The sequence below is a fragment of the Leisingera sp. genome, assembly GCF_982940295.1.
Map to the genome: position 1 here is coordinate 289,824 of NZ_CEYXRG010000001.1, position 13,942 is coordinate 303,765.

At 62.7% G+C, this 13,942-nt stretch carries 17 protein-coding genes; 9 read left to right on the top strand and 8 right to left on the bottom strand.

Going from position 1 to position 13,942, the window contains the following annotated elements; translation table 11 throughout:
• Positions 1 to 179 precede the first annotated feature (179 nt).
• A complete protein-coding gene (locus AC4HIX_RS01410) occupies positions 180 to 437 on the top strand; it encodes a DUF6455 family protein (RefSeq protein ID WP_490397580.1) in 258 nt (85 codons plus the stop codon).
• A 72-nt stretch (positions 438 to 509) separates the two neighbouring features.
• Here the strand turns inward: AC4HIX_RS01410 and AC4HIX_RS01415 are convergent, their stop codons facing one another.
• Positions 510 to 857, bottom strand: a complete 348-nt coding sequence (locus AC4HIX_RS01415; protein WP_490397581.1) for a hypothetical protein — start codon at positions 855 to 857, stop codon at positions 510 to 512.
• Between the two features lie 86 nt (positions 858 to 943).
• On the opposite strand from AC4HIX_RS01415, the gene purB reads away from it, so the two are divergent.
• From purB to AC4HIX_RS01435, 4 genes are all read left to right on the top strand, one after another.
• Entirely contained in the window at positions 944 to 2,248 is a 1,305-nt protein-coding gene (gene purB, locus AC4HIX_RS01420) for an adenylosuccinate lyase (RefSeq protein ID WP_490397582.1), read from the top strand.
• 156 nt (positions 2,249 to 2,404) lie between these two features.
• A complete protein-coding gene (locus AC4HIX_RS01425; RefSeq protein WP_475051667.1) occupies positions 2,405 to 2,938 on the top strand; it encodes a tetratricopeptide repeat protein in 534 nt (177 codons plus the stop codon).
• A gap of 76 nt (positions 2,939 to 3,014) precedes the next feature.
• Positions 3,015 to 4,124 (top strand): flagellar motor switch protein FliG, encoded by a 1,110-nt coding sequence (locus AC4HIX_RS01430; protein WP_490397583.1) that lies wholly within the window; start codon positions 3,015 to 3,017, stop codon positions 4,122 to 4,124.
• A gap of 155 nt (positions 4,125 to 4,279) precedes the next feature.
• Positions 4,280 to 5,164 (top strand): lysophospholipid acyltransferase family protein, encoded by an 885-nt coding sequence (locus AC4HIX_RS01435; RefSeq protein WP_490397584.1) that lies wholly within the window; start codon positions 4,280 to 4,282, stop codon positions 5,162 to 5,164.
• A 22-nt stretch (positions 5,165 to 5,186) separates the two neighbouring features.
• On the opposite strand, the gene AC4HIX_RS01440 is transcribed toward AC4HIX_RS01435, so the two are convergent.
• On the bottom strand, positions 5,187 to 5,888 hold the full coding sequence (locus AC4HIX_RS01440) for a DUF1223 domain-containing protein (protein WP_490397585.1): 702 nt from the start codon (positions 5,886 to 5,888) through the stop codon (positions 5,187 to 5,189).
• Between the two features lie 222 nt (positions 5,889 to 6,110).
• Here AC4HIX_RS01440 and acnA point away from each other — a divergent pair, with 222 nt between their 5' ends.
• Complete coding sequence (gene acnA, locus AC4HIX_RS01445; RefSeq protein WP_490397586.1) at positions 6,111 to 8,885, top strand: aconitate hydratase AcnA; 2,775 nt, start codon at positions 6,111 to 6,113, stop codon at positions 8,883 to 8,885.
• Positions 8,886 to 8,990: 105 nt separating this feature from the next.
• Here the strand turns inward: acnA and AC4HIX_RS01450 are convergent, their stop codons facing one another.
• Positions 8,991 to 9,770: a substrate-binding periplasmic protein gene (locus AC4HIX_RS01450; protein ID WP_490397587.1), complete on the bottom strand. Its 780-nt coding sequence runs from the start codon at positions 9,768 to 9,770 to the stop codon at positions 8,991 to 8,993.
• 270 nt (positions 9,771 to 10,040) lie between these two features.
• Here AC4HIX_RS01450 and AC4HIX_RS01455 point away from each other — a divergent pair, with 270 nt between their 5' ends.
• From AC4HIX_RS01455 to AC4HIX_RS01465, 3 genes are all read left to right on the top strand, one after another.
• Positions 10,041 to 10,325 (top strand): antibiotic biosynthesis monooxygenase, encoded by a 285-nt coding sequence (locus AC4HIX_RS01455; protein ID WP_490397588.1) that lies wholly within the window; start codon positions 10,041 to 10,043, stop codon positions 10,323 to 10,325.
• 85 nt (positions 10,326 to 10,410) lie between these two features.
• Complete coding sequence (locus AC4HIX_RS01460) at positions 10,411 to 10,749, top strand: DOPA 4,5-dioxygenase family protein (protein ID WP_490397589.1); 339 nt, start codon at positions 10,411 to 10,413, stop codon at positions 10,747 to 10,749.
• A gap of 72 nt (positions 10,750 to 10,821) precedes the next feature.
• Positions 10,822 to 11,115, top strand: a complete 294-nt coding sequence (locus AC4HIX_RS01465) for a putative quinol monooxygenase (protein WP_490397590.1) — start codon at positions 10,822 to 10,824, stop codon at positions 11,113 to 11,115.
• A 27-nt stretch (positions 11,116 to 11,142) separates the two neighbouring features.
• On the opposite strand, the gene AC4HIX_RS01470 is transcribed toward AC4HIX_RS01465, so the two are convergent.
• From AC4HIX_RS01470 to ccmA, 5 genes are read right to left on the bottom strand one after another with little or no spacing between them, the layout of a single operon-like run.
• Positions 11,143 to 11,682, bottom strand: coding sequence for a DsbE family thiol:disulfide interchange protein (locus AC4HIX_RS01470; RefSeq protein WP_490397591.1), 540 nt, complete (start codon positions 11,680 to 11,682; stop codon positions 11,143 to 11,145).
• Positions 11,675 to 11,830, bottom strand: coding sequence for a heme exporter protein CcmD (gene ccmD, locus AC4HIX_RS01475; protein ID WP_490397592.1), 156 nt, complete (start codon positions 11,828 to 11,830; stop codon positions 11,675 to 11,677). The genes AC4HIX_RS01470 and ccmD overlap by 8 nt, the downstream gene beginning before the upstream one ends.
• Complete coding sequence (locus tag AC4HIX_RS01480; protein WP_490397593.1) at positions 11,830 to 12,561, bottom strand: heme ABC transporter permease; 732 nt, start codon at positions 12,559 to 12,561, stop codon at positions 11,830 to 11,832. Before AC4HIX_RS01480 ends, ccmD begins: the two co-directional genes overlap by 1 nt.
• A gap of 56 nt (positions 12,562 to 12,617) precedes the next feature.
• The gene (gene ccmB, locus AC4HIX_RS01485) at positions 12,618 to 13,274 is read right to left on the bottom strand and encodes a heme exporter protein CcmB (RefSeq protein ID WP_490397594.1); all 657 of its coding nucleotides are present in this window, start codon (positions 13,272 to 13,274) and stop codon (positions 12,618 to 12,620) included.
• Positions 13,271 to 13,885, bottom strand: coding sequence for a heme ABC exporter ATP-binding protein CcmA (gene ccmA / locus AC4HIX_RS01490; protein WP_490397595.1), 615 nt, complete (start codon positions 13,883 to 13,885; stop codon positions 13,271 to 13,273). The genes ccmB and ccmA overlap by 4 nt, the downstream gene beginning before the upstream one ends.
• Positions 13,886 to 13,942 lie beyond the last annotated feature (57 nt).

Here is a 13,942-nt window from a genome sequence, read left to right on the forward strand (position 1 = left end):
GGCCCGGCGCCGCGCAAGGCGCGGCGCCGGGCCCAACTGCGGCAGGCCTTCGTCAGAAGGCCGCAGCGCAGGCGGGAGCCCCAGCCTGCCGTTGAAGTTTGCGCCAAATCAACGTGCCGCCGCGCAGTCCCGCCCATGCTGTTTCCAGTCCGGCACTGGCCGGGCACGGGAGGAAAGGCATGGGGCTTTTTGCAAGACTCGCCCGGAGCGGCGATATGGTGCCGGGCATGGCCAGCCGTCTGGGCATAGACTATGGCGACATCGTTGCCGCGGACCCGCAGGCGCAGGGCCGGAAATACATGCGCGCAGTCCTGCGCTGCAGCACCTGCAGCAATCAGGACGGCTGCAGCAGTTTGCAACGTGAGGTGACAGACCTGGACGCGCCGCCGCCCTACTGCCGCAATGCCCGGCTGCTGGCGCATTTGCGAGAAAGCTGACCGGCGCCTGCCCGGCCATTCAAGACAGCCGCTCGCAGCTCGATCTTGAGGCGATTATGACCTTGCGCCCGCTCAGCCCTCAGGGTCAGCATAGCGCCCCGTTGCGATGTCTCCGCCCTCGCCGGAAAACCGTACCGCTTGACCGTCGCTTTCCAGCGTATAACAGGCCCAAAGGTCCGACGGCGGCCAGCTGGAGCAATATTTTCCATCGCGCACTCCCCAATAGCCCCAGCTGTCGTGGCCCGCATGATAAAGCGTGCGGCCCGACGCACTGAACTCCTGCCAGGCACCGTCGCCATACACAAGCCTGCGCCCTTCCAGCGCCGCTTGCACTTCGTCCCCAGTCAGCACCCGCCATTCCGCCGCCCAAACCGGCGCAACCGCCAATGATACCGCAAACATCAGGGCAATCTGCCTCATGCTACCCTCCCAGCCTTGCTGTCCTGCCTCTCCTGATCTAAGAGGCCGGGCATCTGCTGCACAATCACATAAAGGTGCTTTCGCCCATGATCCCCCGCTATTCCCGCCCCGAAATGGTCGCAATCTGGTCGCCCGAGACCAAGTTCAAGATCTGGTACGAGATCGAGGCCCACGCCTGCGAAGCCATGGCCAATCTGGGCGTGATCCCGCGCGAGAACGCCGAAGCGGTGTGGAAAGCCAAGGACGTGGAATTCGACGTCGCCCGCATCGACGAAATTGAAGCCGTCACCAAGCATGACGTGATTGCCTTCCTGACCCACCTGGCTGAGCATGTGGGTTCGGAAGAAGCCCGGTTTGTGCATCAGGGCATGACGTCTTCTGACGTGCTGGACACCTGCCTGAACGTGCAGCTGGTGCGCGCTGCCGACATCCTGCTGGAGGGCATGGACAAGGTGCTGGCCGCGCTGAAGAAACGCGCGCTGGAGCACAAGAACACCGTGCGCGTCGGCCGCAGCCATGGCATCCACGCCGAGCCGACCACCATGGGCCTGACCTTTGCCCGTTTCTATGCCGAGATGGACCGTAACAAGAACCGTCTGGAAAAGGCCCGCTGGGAAGTGGCCACCGGCGCGATCTCCGGCGCGGTCGGCACCTTTGCCAACATCGACCCGGCTGTTGAAGAGCACGTCTGCGAGCAGCTGGGCCTGCGCCCCGAGCCGATCTCCACCCAAGTGATCCCGCGCGACCGCCACGCGATGTTCTTTGCCACCCTGGGCGTGATCGCGTCCTCGATCGAGAACATTGCCGTGGAAATCCGCCACATGCAGCGCACCGAGGTGCTGGAAGGCGCGGAATTCTTCTCGATGGGCCAGAAAGGCTCCTCGGCGATGCCGCACAAGAAAAACCCGGTCCTGACCGAGAACCTGACCGGTCTGGCGCGCCTGGTGCGCATGGCCGTGATCCCGGCGATGGAGAACGTGGCGCTGTGGCATGAGCGCGATATTTCGCATTCCTCCGTCGAGCGCGGCATTGGCCCGGACGCCACTGTGACCCTGGACTTTGCGCTCAACCGCCTGGCCGGCGTTGTCGACAAGATGCTGGTGTTCCCGGAAAACATGCTGGAAAACATGAACAAATTCCCGGGTCTGGTGATGTCGCAACGGGTTCTGCTGGCTCTGACCCAGGCAGGTGTCAGCCGCGAAGACGCCTATGCCATGGTGCAGCGCAACGCGCTGAAGGTCTGGGAAGAGCGCGTTGATTTCCGCGAGCTGCTGCTGGCCGATGCCGATGTGGTCGCCGCCCTCGGTGAAGAAGCGATCAACGAAAAATTCGACATGGGCTATCACACCAAGCACGTCGACACGATCTTCAAGCGCGTATTCGGCGAGTAAGCCCTGCCCGCGCATGGTGTTAACAACGCCCCGCCGGACTGGCGGGGCGTTTTGCGTTCTGCCGCCGGACAAACGCCTTTGTGAACAAAAATACAGATCCAGACTGGGGTTCCGGGGTTAGAGTGGGCAGAACATTCTGCGACTGGAGTTTCCGATATGCGATTTCTTGCCTTGGCCGCCGCCCTGACCCTCCCGGTTGCTGCCCTTGCTGCCAGCGGCAACGACTGGAACCCGCCCAAACCCACCGAGACCACCAAGACCTGCAAGGGCAAGCGGGTCTGGGATGAGCAGAAGAAACGCTGCGTTCGGCCCCGGAAGTCCTCACTGAACCAGGAGCAGCTGCTGGGCGCTGCCCGCGAGCTGGCCTATGCCGGCCGCCAGGAGGATGCTCAGGCGGTGCTTAGCGCGATGGCGGATCAGCAGGATTCCGTGGTGCTGACCTACTGGGGTTTCACCCATCGCAAGCTGGGCAATTCAGAACTTGCGCAGGACTATTACGATCAGGCCCTCGCACGCGATCCGGATAATATCCTTGCCCGTTCGTATATGGGACAAGGCCTTGTGGAACAGGGAAATTTCGGCGCCGCCCTGATACAGTGGAAAGAGATCAAGGCACGGGGCGGCGACGGCACATGGGCCGAAGCATCGCTGCGCAGCGCGCTCGAAACGGGAGCGTCCCACAGCTACTAGGCTTCAGCCTTTCTTTACGGCTTGCGGCTTATCCTGCCCTTCCATGATCGAGAAGAATCTTTGGTAGGGTGCGAGAATGCCTCAAGACAACATGCTGGCGCTTCCAATGGCAACTGGCGGCCCCGACCTGGGCGGGTTTTCCGCCCCGGCGCCGATGGGTGCGGGGAACAGCAGCGGCCTGAGCGGCAAGGCCAAGGCCGCGATAATCGTCCGGCTGCTGCTGAACGAAGGCGCCGAAATCCCGCTGGAGGAGCTGCCGGATGACCTGCAGCTGGAACTGACCCAGCAGATGGGCAGGATGCGGATTGTCGACCGCGACACCTTGAATGCGGTGGCGGGAGAATTTGCCGACCTGCTGGACAATGTCGGCCTGCATTTCCCCAACGGTCTGGCCGGTGCCTTGAACGCGATGGAAGGCAAGATCAGCCGCTACACCCACAGCCGCCTGCGCAAGGAGGCCGGCGTGCGCCAGTTCGGCGACCCTTGGCAGCGGCTGAAGCAGCTGCCGCCGGAAGACCTGGCATCGCTGGCAGAGGCTGAAAGCACTGAGGTCGCCGCTGTGCTGCTGTCCAAGCTGGACACCGCCAAGGCCGCGCAGATGCTGGTGCATCTGCCGGGCCCGACTGCCCGCCGCATCACCTATGCGGTCAGCCAGACGGCCAAAGTGACACCTGAAACCGTCGACCGGATCGGCCTGTCGCTGGCCGCCCAGGTCGAGGCCCGGCCGGAGCTTGCCTTTGACGACACCCCCGGCCAGCGGCTGGGCGGAATCCTGACCGAAGCCGCGGCAGCCAAGCGCGACGAGGTTCTGACCGCGCTGGACGAAGAGGACGAGGAATTCGCCATCAAGGTGCGCAAGGCGATCTTTACCTATGCGCTGATCGGCGAGCGGATGCAGCCCGTCGACGTGCCCAAGCTGATGCGGGTTTTGTCTCAGCCGGACCTGGTCACCGCCATGGCCTTCGCCTCGGACGAGGAGGATGTTGCCACCAACGAATTCCTGCTCAAGAACATGTCGAGCCGGATGGCCGACAACATCCGCGAGGAAGTGGCGGAGCGCGGCAAAGTCAAGCGGAGCGATGGCGAGGCCGCCTTTGGCTTGATCATCTCGGCCATGCGCGACCTGGTAGCGGCCGGTGAAATTGAACTGAAAACCGACGACGAGGACGACAGCGCCGAAGACTGACACCACCCGTCCGGAAACCGGCGCGCCCTGCGCCCGCGGCACCCGCCCTGAGCTGACAGGGCGGACGCCGCCTTTGACATGCTTGTGCCCGCCGGTGCGCCTGCTTATGATGCGGGCTTCCAGGCGCATTTCCGCGCCGCAGCCATCCAGAAGCCATGCCTGTAGACCCTTCCGAGCTCTCCACCTGGAGCCATGTCAAATATTTTGGCAGCAACCTGTTTCTGCGCGGGCTGCTGCTGGGCGCCGGGCTGATCCCCTACCGGCTGCGCGTGCCGTTGATGGGCCGCTTGGTCACCGCCATGGGACGGCTTGCAGGCTTTGACAAGCGGGTTCGCAACAATCTGGAACTGGTCAGCCCTGAGCTCTCCGGCCTGGATCCTGACCAGCTTTATCGGGATGTGAGCAATAATGCCGGGCGGATGATTGCCGAGCTTTATGATGGCGAGACATTCCATGAGAAGGCGAAATCGGCGCCCATCACCGGCCCGGGACTGGAAGCGCTTGAAAAAGCCCGCGCAGCCGGACGGCCGGTGCTGCTGGCCACCGCACATTTTGGTAATTACGACGCCGCCCGCGCTGCATTGATCGCCCGCGGCCACGAGATGGGCGCGCTGTACCGGCGGATGGCGAACCCCTACTTCAACGAGCATTACGTCGCAGCCATGAAGAGCACCGGTGAACCGATGTTTGAACAGGGCAAGCGCGGCATGGTCGAACTGGTGCGGCATCTGAAGAAGGGCGGCATCGCTGCCATTGTCACCGACCTCTATGCCCAGGGCGGAGAGCCGATCGACTTTTTCGGCAAGCCTGCTGTCACGTCAACCGTTCCGGCGGAACTCGCGCTTAAATTCGGCGCGGCACTGATTCCGGTCTATGCGGTGCGCCAGGAAAACGGCCTCGATTTCGAAATTATCATGAACGGCGAAGTCCCCGCTTCGGACCCGTTGACGATGACCAAGGCGCTTACGGCTGACCTGGAATCCATCGTGCGCAAGCACACCGGCCAGTGGTTCTGGATCCACCGCCGCTGGAAAACCTGAGCAGCCGCTGCCGAACAACGGCTCAGTCGGCCCGCGCGGCGGCGATGATCCGGCCAAAGGGCGCTTCCTGAACCAGCACAGCGGCGGGCTGACTGCCGCCCAGCGGCACCGTCAGCTCCAGCGCCTCGGCGCCGTTCCACTCTGCCGCCACCTGCCAGTCCTCCACCACATTGGCATAGGTGAAAGTCTTCCCCGCCAACTCTCCGCGGGTGATGCTGACAGTGCGCTCCGGGGTAAAGCGCACCAGTTGCACCAGCAGCCGGGCTTCCGCCATCTGCGCCCCCGGCTGCAGACGGATCGCCAGCTGCCCGCCGTCCCGCCGGAGTTTCAGCGACACCGGCCGCGGCTGCTTCTGATGCTTCTGGATGGCGCTCTCCACCTGCATCGCATCGGCGCCGACCACATCTTCCTGACCCATGATGATCATCTGCGGCGTGTAAATCATCCGGCGCCCGCCAGCACGGGCATAGCCTTTCTGCCGCCGGGTATGCTCCCGCCGGGCGAACTTGTCCTTCCAGCCGATGTAATCCCAATAATCCACATGCAGCGCCAGCGGCAGCACGTCATCGCGGGCTGCCAGTTCATGCAGCAGGGCATCCGCCGGCGGGCAGGACGAACAGCCCTGCGACGTGTACAGCTCCACCACCACAGGTTCCCTTGCGGTTTGGCCGTGAACCGGCAGCGCCAGAACCAGTGCCGCTATCAATGACGCCAGAATTCTCATGAATCGCCTTCTCAGTTTCTTAGCCCTCTGGTCTAAAGATGTGCTGCAAGTTAGGCCAATCAATCATTTTTGAGGCGTCCTGAACCGGCGCCACCCGAAAATTGTGTACAATCGCATACAAATTGACGCACTGCGGCGATTGAACTATTGAATGGCAAACATTCCTCATGCATGTAACAGTCAGCGAATTCCCAAGTTTCAATTTCTTGAGGGAGGCCAGACATGCCTATCACCGTCGGACAGGACAATGCCAGCGCACGCCGCACACTCAGCGTGAACGGCAAAACGATTTCCTACTACTCCATTCCCGCTGCCACCGAAGCAGGATTTGGCGACTTTTCCAAGCTTCCCGCCGCCTTGAAGGTCGTGCTGGAAAACATGCTGCGTTTCGAGGATGGCGGCTTTTCAGTCTCCACCGATGACATCAAGGCCTTTGGCGAATGGGCCGGCAAGGGCGGCAAGAACCCGCGCGAGATCTCCTACCGCCCGGCCCGCGTGCTGATGCAGGATTTCACCGGCGTTCCCGCCGTGGTCGACCTCGCCGCCATGCGCGACGGCATCGTCGGCCTCAAAGGCTCAGCCGCCAAGATCAACCCGCTGGTGCCTGTGGATCTGGTCATCGACCACTCGGTGATGATCGACGAATTCGGCAATCCGCGCGCGTTCCAGATGAACGTCGACCGCGAGTATGAGCGCAACATGGAGCGCTATCAGTTCCTGAAGTGGGGCCAGAAGGCGTTCAACAACTTCCGCGTGGTGCCGCCGGGCACCGGTATCTGCCACCAGGTGAACCTGGAATACCTGGCCCAGACCGTCTGGACCGACACCGACCAGAACGGCGAGGAAGTCGCCTACCCCGACACTCTGGTCGGCACCGACAGCCACACCACCATGGTGAACGGCGCCGCGGTGCTGGGCTGGGGCGTTGGCGGCATCGAGGCCGAGGCCGCGATGCTGGGCCAGCCGATTTCCATGCTGATCCCCGAAGTGGTCGGGTTTGAGCTGACCGGCGAGATGACCGAAGGCACCACCGGCACCGACCTGGTGCTGAAGGTGGTGGAGATGCTGCGCGCCAAGGGCGTGGTCGGCAAGTTCGTGGAATTCTTCGGCGACGGCCTGGACCGGCTGCCGCTGGCGGACCGCGCGACCATTGCCAACATGGCGCCTGAATACGGCGCCACCTGCGGCTTTTTCCCGATCGACGACGAAACCCTCCGCTACCTGCGCAACACCGGCCGCGACAAGGACCGCATCGCGCTGGTCGAGGCCTATGCCAAGGAAAACGGTTTCTGGCGCGACGAGAGCTACAACCCGGTCTACACCGACACGCTGCATCTGGACATGGGCACCGTCGTGCCCGCGATCTCCGGCCCGAAACGGCCGCAGGACCACATCGCGCTCGACAAGGCGGCGACAACCTTCCACGACTATGTCGAAGGCCAGCGCAGCGCCAAAGACGCCGGCGAACGCGCCGAAGGCCGCTGGGAGGCCGAGGGCGGCCAGCCTGAACCGCAGGACATCCCCGGCGACAAGGGTCATCACAAGTCCGGCTTTGTGACAACGGACGACGGCAAGTACCAGCTGCACGACGGCTCCATCGTGATCGCCTCGATCACCTCCTGCACCAACACCTCGAACCCCTATGTGATGATCGGTGCGGGGCTTGTGGCAAAGAAGGCGCATGAGCGCGGCCTGACCCGCAAGCCCTGGGTCAAGACTTCTCTGGCGCCGGGCTCGCAGGTGGTGTCCGAGTATCTGGAGGCCGCCGGCCTGCAGGAGCACCTGGATGCCATCGGCTTCAACCTGGTTGGCTACGGCTGCACCACCTGCATCGGCAACTCCGGCCCGCTGGCCGAGGAAATCTCCAAATGCATCAATGACAACGACCTGATCGGCGTGTCGGTGCTGTCAGGCAACCGTAACTTCGAGGGCCGCATTTCGCCCGATGTGCGCGCCAACTACCTCGCCTCTCCGCCGCTGGTGGTGGCCTATGCGCTGGCCGGTGACATGAACATCGACATCACCACCGCGCCGCTGGGCCAGGATCAGGACGGCAACGACGTCTTCCTCAAGGACCTCTGGCCGAGCCAGAAGGAAATCGCCGATCTGGTCGAGCAGACCGTGACGCGCGAGGCGTTCCAGTCGAAATACGCCGATGTCTTCAAGGGCGACGAGAAGTGGCAGGCGGTGGAGGTCACCGACGCGGAGACCTATGACTGGCCCGCAAGCTCGACCTACATCCAGAATCCGCCCTACTTCCAGGACATGGGCCCCGAGCCGGGCACCATCGAGAATATCGAGGGCGCCAAGGTTCTGGCTATCCTGGGCGACATGGTGACCACCGACCACATCTCGCCCGCGGGCTCCTTTGCCACCACCACGCCCGCAGGCCAGTACTTGCTGGAGCGCCAGGTTCAGCCGCGTGAGTTCAACTCCTACGGCTCGCGCCGCGGCAACCACGAGATCATGATGCGCGGCACCTTCGCCAACATCCGCATCAGGAACGAAATGCTGGACGGCGTCGAGGGCGGCTATACCAAAGGCCCCGATGGCGAGCAGACCTCAATCTACGAGGCCTCGATGGCGCATCAGGAAAACGGCACCCCGCTGGTGGTGTTCGGCGGCGAGCAGTACGGCGCCGGCTCCTCGCGCGACTGGGCGGCCAAGGGCACCGCGCTCTTGGGTGTCAAGGCAGTGATCGCCGAGAACTTCGAGCGCATTCACCGCTCGAACCTGGTGGGCATGGGCGTGATCCCGTTTGAGTTCACCGGCGGCGACACCCGCAAGACGCTGGGTCTCACAGGCGAGGAAACCGTCTCGATCCGCGGTCTGGACAGCATCAAGCCGCTGCAGGAAGTGCCGTGCGATATCACCTTTGCCGATGGATCGGAAAAAACCATCACGCTGAAGTGCCGTATCGATACCGCACCGGAGATCGAATACATCGAACACGGCGGCGTGCTGCATTACGTGCTGCGCAACCTGGCCAAGCAATAAGCCCGGTCACCGCCAGACCAGTAAGGGCGCCCAGCCGGGCGCCCTTTTCTGATGTGTCCTAAGTCTGCGAAAGGGCGGCACCGCCTGCCGCCCGGCCGATTCCGGCTAATGGCTGTAGCTGCGGCTGTACAGGATCCGGCCGATCTCCCCCTCGGCCTTCAGTTCCCTGATCACGCGGTCGAACTCTTCCAGATAGGCCCCGGCGCCGCTGGCGCGGGACAATCCGAAGTGCGACGTGCGGCTGGAAACGGGTGTCCCGGCAGCGGCAATCCGGTCCTGCCAGCCGTTCAGGCGCACGTGAAAACGCCCCACGGCGTCGTCAATTGCGATCAGGTCCAACTGGTCGAACATAAGCATTTGCATCAGCCCCGTCACATCGCTGCCTCTGATGATCCGGTTGCGGGAGCTGAACGCCGCCTCCATTTCAGGGTCGATGACGCTGCCATTCACCATGCCAAGCCTCAAGCGGGACACTCCAGCGTATCCTTCGCCCCAGTCCAGCCCATCCGGAAAGCGCTCCCTGTTGTACCAGAAGGTATTGGTCTGCTGGAACGTGCCCTCGGTGAAGGCCAGGAATGCCTCCCGTTCCGGGGACTTGAACAGCGGCAGGATTCCGTCCGCCTCCCCCGTTTTCGCGTGAGCCAGGCACCGCTGCCACGGAAGCAACACGGTTACGGCCTCCAGGCCGTCGATCCGCTGCATGACCTTTTGCAGCAGCTCAACCTTCAGACCGCCTTCAGGAATACCACCGTCCCCTACGGTGTAGGGAGGGTAGTGATCATAGCAGAATGTGAGCACGGGCTTCGCATGTGCCGCCGCAGCAAACAGGCCCAGGGCAGCAGCAAAGCTTAGGCCTGACTTAAGGAAACGCGCCAGATCAGCCACTTTCCACTCTTTCCCAACAATTGTGCGTGACACGCACGCAGTGCCTCAAAACTCTCCAATTCTCAACAGCCTGATCCCCCGGCATTCAACAAAAAATTGAAATCGTCTGCAAGGAAACCCGCCGTCTCTGGCCGCGGCACCGGCCGAGCGAGGAAAAGCTTTCATCTCCCGTTGCGTAATCGGCTGTACCGGAGGCAGTTGGCGTGTAAACGTTAATATTAAATAAACCTTTTCTCATCCTGATCGCATTGAAGGGCCAGACACAAAAGCATGAAAGAAGCCGTAGTTGCCGTTATTTATCCGGCTGCAGACACATTCGACGACCACGCTGCAACGGTGCTGGCAATGATACGCGAGACCCGGCGCTTCCCGGGGTGCATTGAAGCACACGCCGGTATCAACCGCGAGCGCCATGAAATCTGTGTGTTCCACATTTGGGAATCAAATGAACACCTTGAGCAGTACCTGACCTGGCGCGCCGAACGCGGCGACCTGGACGCCCGCAGTGCCACGATGCGACGTGAACAGGACTTCCGCACCTATTCAGTCCCCTGACCCGGTCAGGATGGACCGTGCTGCACATCTGATGTTCGCATACGCCAGATTGAGCTGCCGGGGACTTGGCGCCAATCTTGAGGCCATGAAACAGACCAGCAGCATCACCGGCTACCACGCCCACATCTATTTTGACGAAACCACCGTTGAACAGGCCCGGACCCTCTGCCAGTACGCCGCAGATCAGTTCGGGGTCCAGATGGGCCGTATGCATGAAAAAAACGCCGGCCCGCACCCAATGTGGTCCTGTCAGCTGGCGGCCACCCCGGAACAATTCACAGGCCTGCTGCCTTGGCTGGCCCTGAACCGGCAGGGTTTGATCGTGTTTGCGCATCCTGAAACCGGCGACGAGCTGGCAGACCACCGTGACCACGGAATCTGGCTGGGGACCGGTCTGGCTCTGGATCTCAGCATTTTCGGCTGATATGCGGCGCCTCCAGCAGAAATTTCCGGGCAGCTGGCAGGACCGTTGCCCCTTTGACTCGCGGAGCTTTCTTTGACCGAAGCGGTAATTATTCAGCTGCAGCCTTTGCCGGGGCAATACACCCGGCTGGCGGTTCTGGTGAAACAGATGGTGGCGCAAGTCCGGGACTATCCGGGTTGCCTACAAGCCGACACCCTGCTTGCCCCGGACCGGGACGAGGTCGCCATTTTCCAGCGCTGGCAAGACGCGGAAGCCTTTAGCGACTACCTGATCTGGCGCTCCAAGCAGGAGGACTTCGAACAGCTCCACAAGCTGCTGGCATCGGAGCCGGACTTCAGAAGCTTCACCCTCGGCACAGCGGAGTAACGCACCCGGCCAGCTTTGGCTGCCCGGTTACTGGCCCGCCGCCTTTTTCATGGCCGGGCGCAGGGTGCTTTCGATCACGCGCTGCGTAATCGGCCCGGCAAAGCGCAGCACGATCTTGCCCTCGCCGTCCACCACATAGGTTTCCGGAACGCCATACAGGCCCCAGTCGATAGCCATCCGGCCCTTTTCGTCCCGGCCAATGGCGGTGTAGGGATCTCCGAGCTCCTCCAGGAAGGCTTCGGCATTGGCCAGCTGGTCCTTGTAGTTGATGCCGAATATCGGGATGCCTTCCTTGGACAGCGCCTCAAGATTGGGATGCTCCACCCGGCAGGGCGCGCACCAGCTGGCCCAGTAGTTCACCAGTTTCACCGTGCCGTCGCGCAGGGTTTCGTCGCTGAACATCTCCTTGCCCGGAAACGCCTCCAGCACCACTGGCGGCGCCGGCTGGCCCTCGCGGGCGGACGGAAGGCTGTTGGGGTCCTCGCGGAACATGCCCACCAGCGCAAGGCCGACAAAGCCAGCAAACACCAGACCGGGGATCGCCATAAGGGGAGAGATCTTAGCCATTCCGTTTCATCCGGGTTTCCAGCGTTTCCATCTCCCGGCGCACCTTGCGGCCGCGCCAGATTGTCAGCACCACCAGCGCCACCAGCAGGATCAGCGAGGCCGCATAGGCCGACAGCACCGTATCGGCGTATTTTCCAAGATCGGGCATCAGGCCTCCAGCCGTTCGCGCGCCATCAACGCCTTAATACGGCGGGCGCGGATTTCAGTACCGGTGCGGTAAAGCACCAGCGCAATGAAGAGCAGAACAAATCCTGCCATGCAGACGTAGAGCGGGCTGGAAAACGCATCATGCACGTTTTCCTTTTCATCCAGCGACAGCGATGCGCCCTGGTGCAGCCCCTGGTTCCAGAAGTTCACCGCATAGCGGCTGAGCACCGCAAAGACCGAGCCCACCAGGCACAGGATCGAAGTCAGATCAGCGGCGGTGTCGGGGTTGTCGATCGCCTCCCACAGGGCGATGTAGCCGAGGTAAAACAGGAACAGCACCAGGAAGGACGTCAGCCGCGGGTCCCAGGCCCACCACGTGCCCCACATCGGCTGGCCCCAGATCGCCCCGGTCACCAGCGCGATCACGGTCATCACGACGCCCACAGGCGCCGCAGCCCGGGCGGCCAGCGCGCTGACATGGTGGCGGCGGATCACCCAGACAAGCGAGGTGACCAGCATCATGAACCAGGCGTTGATCGCCATCAGCGCTGAGGGCACATGCAGGAAGATGATCTTGACCGTTGAGCCCTGACGGAAGTCATCAGGCGTGAAGAAAAAGCCCCAGATCAGCCCCACGGTGATCAGCACCGCTGAGCTGACCCACAAGACCGGCATCACCTTTTCGGTGGTGGCCAGGAACTTTTTCGGATTGGCGTATTCCCAGATCGACATGGTGGCTATTTAGGTCCTGCTTCCGGATTTCTCAATTCTTGGTCACGGCAATCATCCTAGCGCAAATTGACGCGCAGGACGGCCGCACTGGCAAAGGGCAGAAGGGCGATGGAGGCGGCAGAAATGCCAGCCAGCAGCAACAGCGGTGTTTGCACCGCCATGCCCTCGGCCCCGCGGCGGGCGACTTCGGAGCCGAAGATCAGCGTCGGCACGTAAAGAGGCATTACCAGCAAAGACATCAGCAGGCCGCCGCGTTTCAGCCCCACGGTCAGCGCGGCGCCGAAGGTGCCGATGACCGACAGCGCCGGCGTGCCCAGCAGCAGCGAGATCACCAACCACTGAAACCCGGAAACCGGCAGGTTCAGCAGCACCCCCAGCACAGGCGCCGCCATCACCAGCGGCAGCCCGGTGGTGATCCAATGCGCCAGCGCCTTGATGGTCACGGTGCTTTCCAAGGGCAGCGGCGCAGTGGCCAGCAGGTCCAGCGAGCCGTCTTCCCAATCCAGCGCCAGCAGCCGGTCGAGCGACAAGAGGCAGGCCAGCAGCGCCCCCAGCCACAGAACCCCGGGCGCGATCCGGGACAGCAGCTCTGACTGCGGGCCGACGGAGAACGGCACCATCACCGTTACGATCAGAAAGAATGCAAGGCCCAATCCGAAACCGCCGCCAGCCCGGAAGGCGAGCTTCAGATCCCGCAGGAGAAGCGCAATCACAGGAAGCCTCCGTCAAAATCGTCGATCTCAGGCGGCTTGGCCTTGTAGGGGCCGACGTCCAGCACCTCTGCCTCCAGCCCCAAGTCGATGTGGGTGGCAATCAGCGCCGAGCCGCCCTGCCCCAGATGCGCCTGCACCGCGTTTGCAAACATCGCGACAGAGGTCTTGTCGAGGCTCACAGTCGGCTCATCCATGATCCAGACCGGGCGGCCCGTGACCAGCATCCGGCTGAGGCCCAGGCGGCGTTTCTGCCCCGCCGACAAGGCGCCTGCCTGACGGTCGCGCAGAGTTTGCAGATCAAAGCCGTCCAACGCCTGTTCAATGCCGTTGCGGCCAAAGACACTGGCCCAGAAGGTCAGGTTTTCCGCGACCGTCAGCGTCGGCTTCAGCCCGTCGGAATGGGCGGCATAGGCGATTTGGTCCTCAGCGCCCTCGACCTGCCCCTTTAGCGGCGGCTGCAGCCCTGCAACGGTCCGCAGCAGCGTTGTCTTGCCAATGCCGTTGGGGCCGCGCAGGATCAGCGCCTTGCCGGGCGCCAGCATAAAGCTCAGCCCCTCCAGCACCGGGATGCCACCGCGGGCCACGCCCAGATCCGTCACAGTTAATGTCATGAAGCCCGCATATCCCATTGCTCCGGCGCATGAAAAGCCTGTTTTCGAAATGCCCGC

What these genes read in the sequence shown, in the direction of transcription:
- AC4HIX_RS01410 (WP_490397580.1), top strand. Translation starts at nt 180, where the DNA reads ATGGGGCTTTTTGCAAGACTCGCCCGGAGCGGCGATATGGTGCCGGGC.
- AC4HIX_RS01415 (WP_490397581.1), bottom strand. Translation starts at nt 857, where the DNA reads ATGAGGCAGATTGCCCTGATGTTTGCGGTATCATTGGCGGTTGCGCCG.
- purB (WP_490397582.1), top strand. Translation starts at nt 944, where the DNA reads ATGATCCCCCGCTATTCCCGCCCCGAAATGGTCGCAATCTGGTCGCCC.
- AC4HIX_RS01425 (WP_475051667.1), top strand. Translation starts at nt 2,405, where the DNA reads ATGCGATTTCTTGCCTTGGCCGCCGCCCTGACCCTCCCGGTTGCTGCC.
- AC4HIX_RS01430 (WP_490397583.1), top strand. Translation starts at nt 3,015, where the DNA reads ATGCCTCAAGACAACATGCTGGCGCTTCCAATGGCAACTGGCGGCCCC.
- AC4HIX_RS01435 (WP_490397584.1), top strand. Translation starts at nt 4,280, where the DNA reads ATGCCTGTAGACCCTTCCGAGCTCTCCACCTGGAGCCATGTCAAATAT.
- AC4HIX_RS01440 (WP_490397585.1), bottom strand. Translation starts at nt 5,888, where the DNA reads ATGAGAATTCTGGCGTCATTGATAGCGGCACTGGTTCTGGCGCTGCCG.
- acnA (WP_490397586.1), top strand. Translation starts at nt 6,111, where the DNA reads ATGCCTATCACCGTCGGACAGGACAATGCCAGCGCACGCCGCACACTC.
- AC4HIX_RS01455 (WP_490397588.1), top strand. Translation starts at nt 10,041, where the DNA reads ATGAAAGAAGCCGTAGTTGCCGTTATTTATCCGGCTGCAGACACATTC.
- AC4HIX_RS01460 (WP_490397589.1), top strand. Translation starts at nt 10,411, where the DNA reads ATGAAACAGACCAGCAGCATCACCGGCTACCACGCCCACATCTATTTT.
- AC4HIX_RS01470 (WP_490397591.1), bottom strand. Translation starts at nt 11,682, where the DNA reads ATGGCTAAGATCTCTCCCCTTATGGCGATCCCCGGTCTGGTGTTTGCT.
- ccmD (WP_490397592.1), bottom strand. Translation starts at nt 11,830, where the DNA reads ATGCCCGATCTTGGAAAATACGCCGATACGGTGCTGTCGGCCTATGCG.
- AC4HIX_RS01480 (WP_490397593.1), bottom strand. Translation starts at nt 12,561, where the DNA reads ATGTCGATCTGGGAATACGCCAATCCGAAAAAGTTCCTGGCCACCACC.
- ccmA (WP_490397595.1), bottom strand. Translation starts at nt 13,885, where the DNA reads ATGACATTAACTGTGACGGATCTGGGCGTGGCCCGCGGTGGCATCCCG.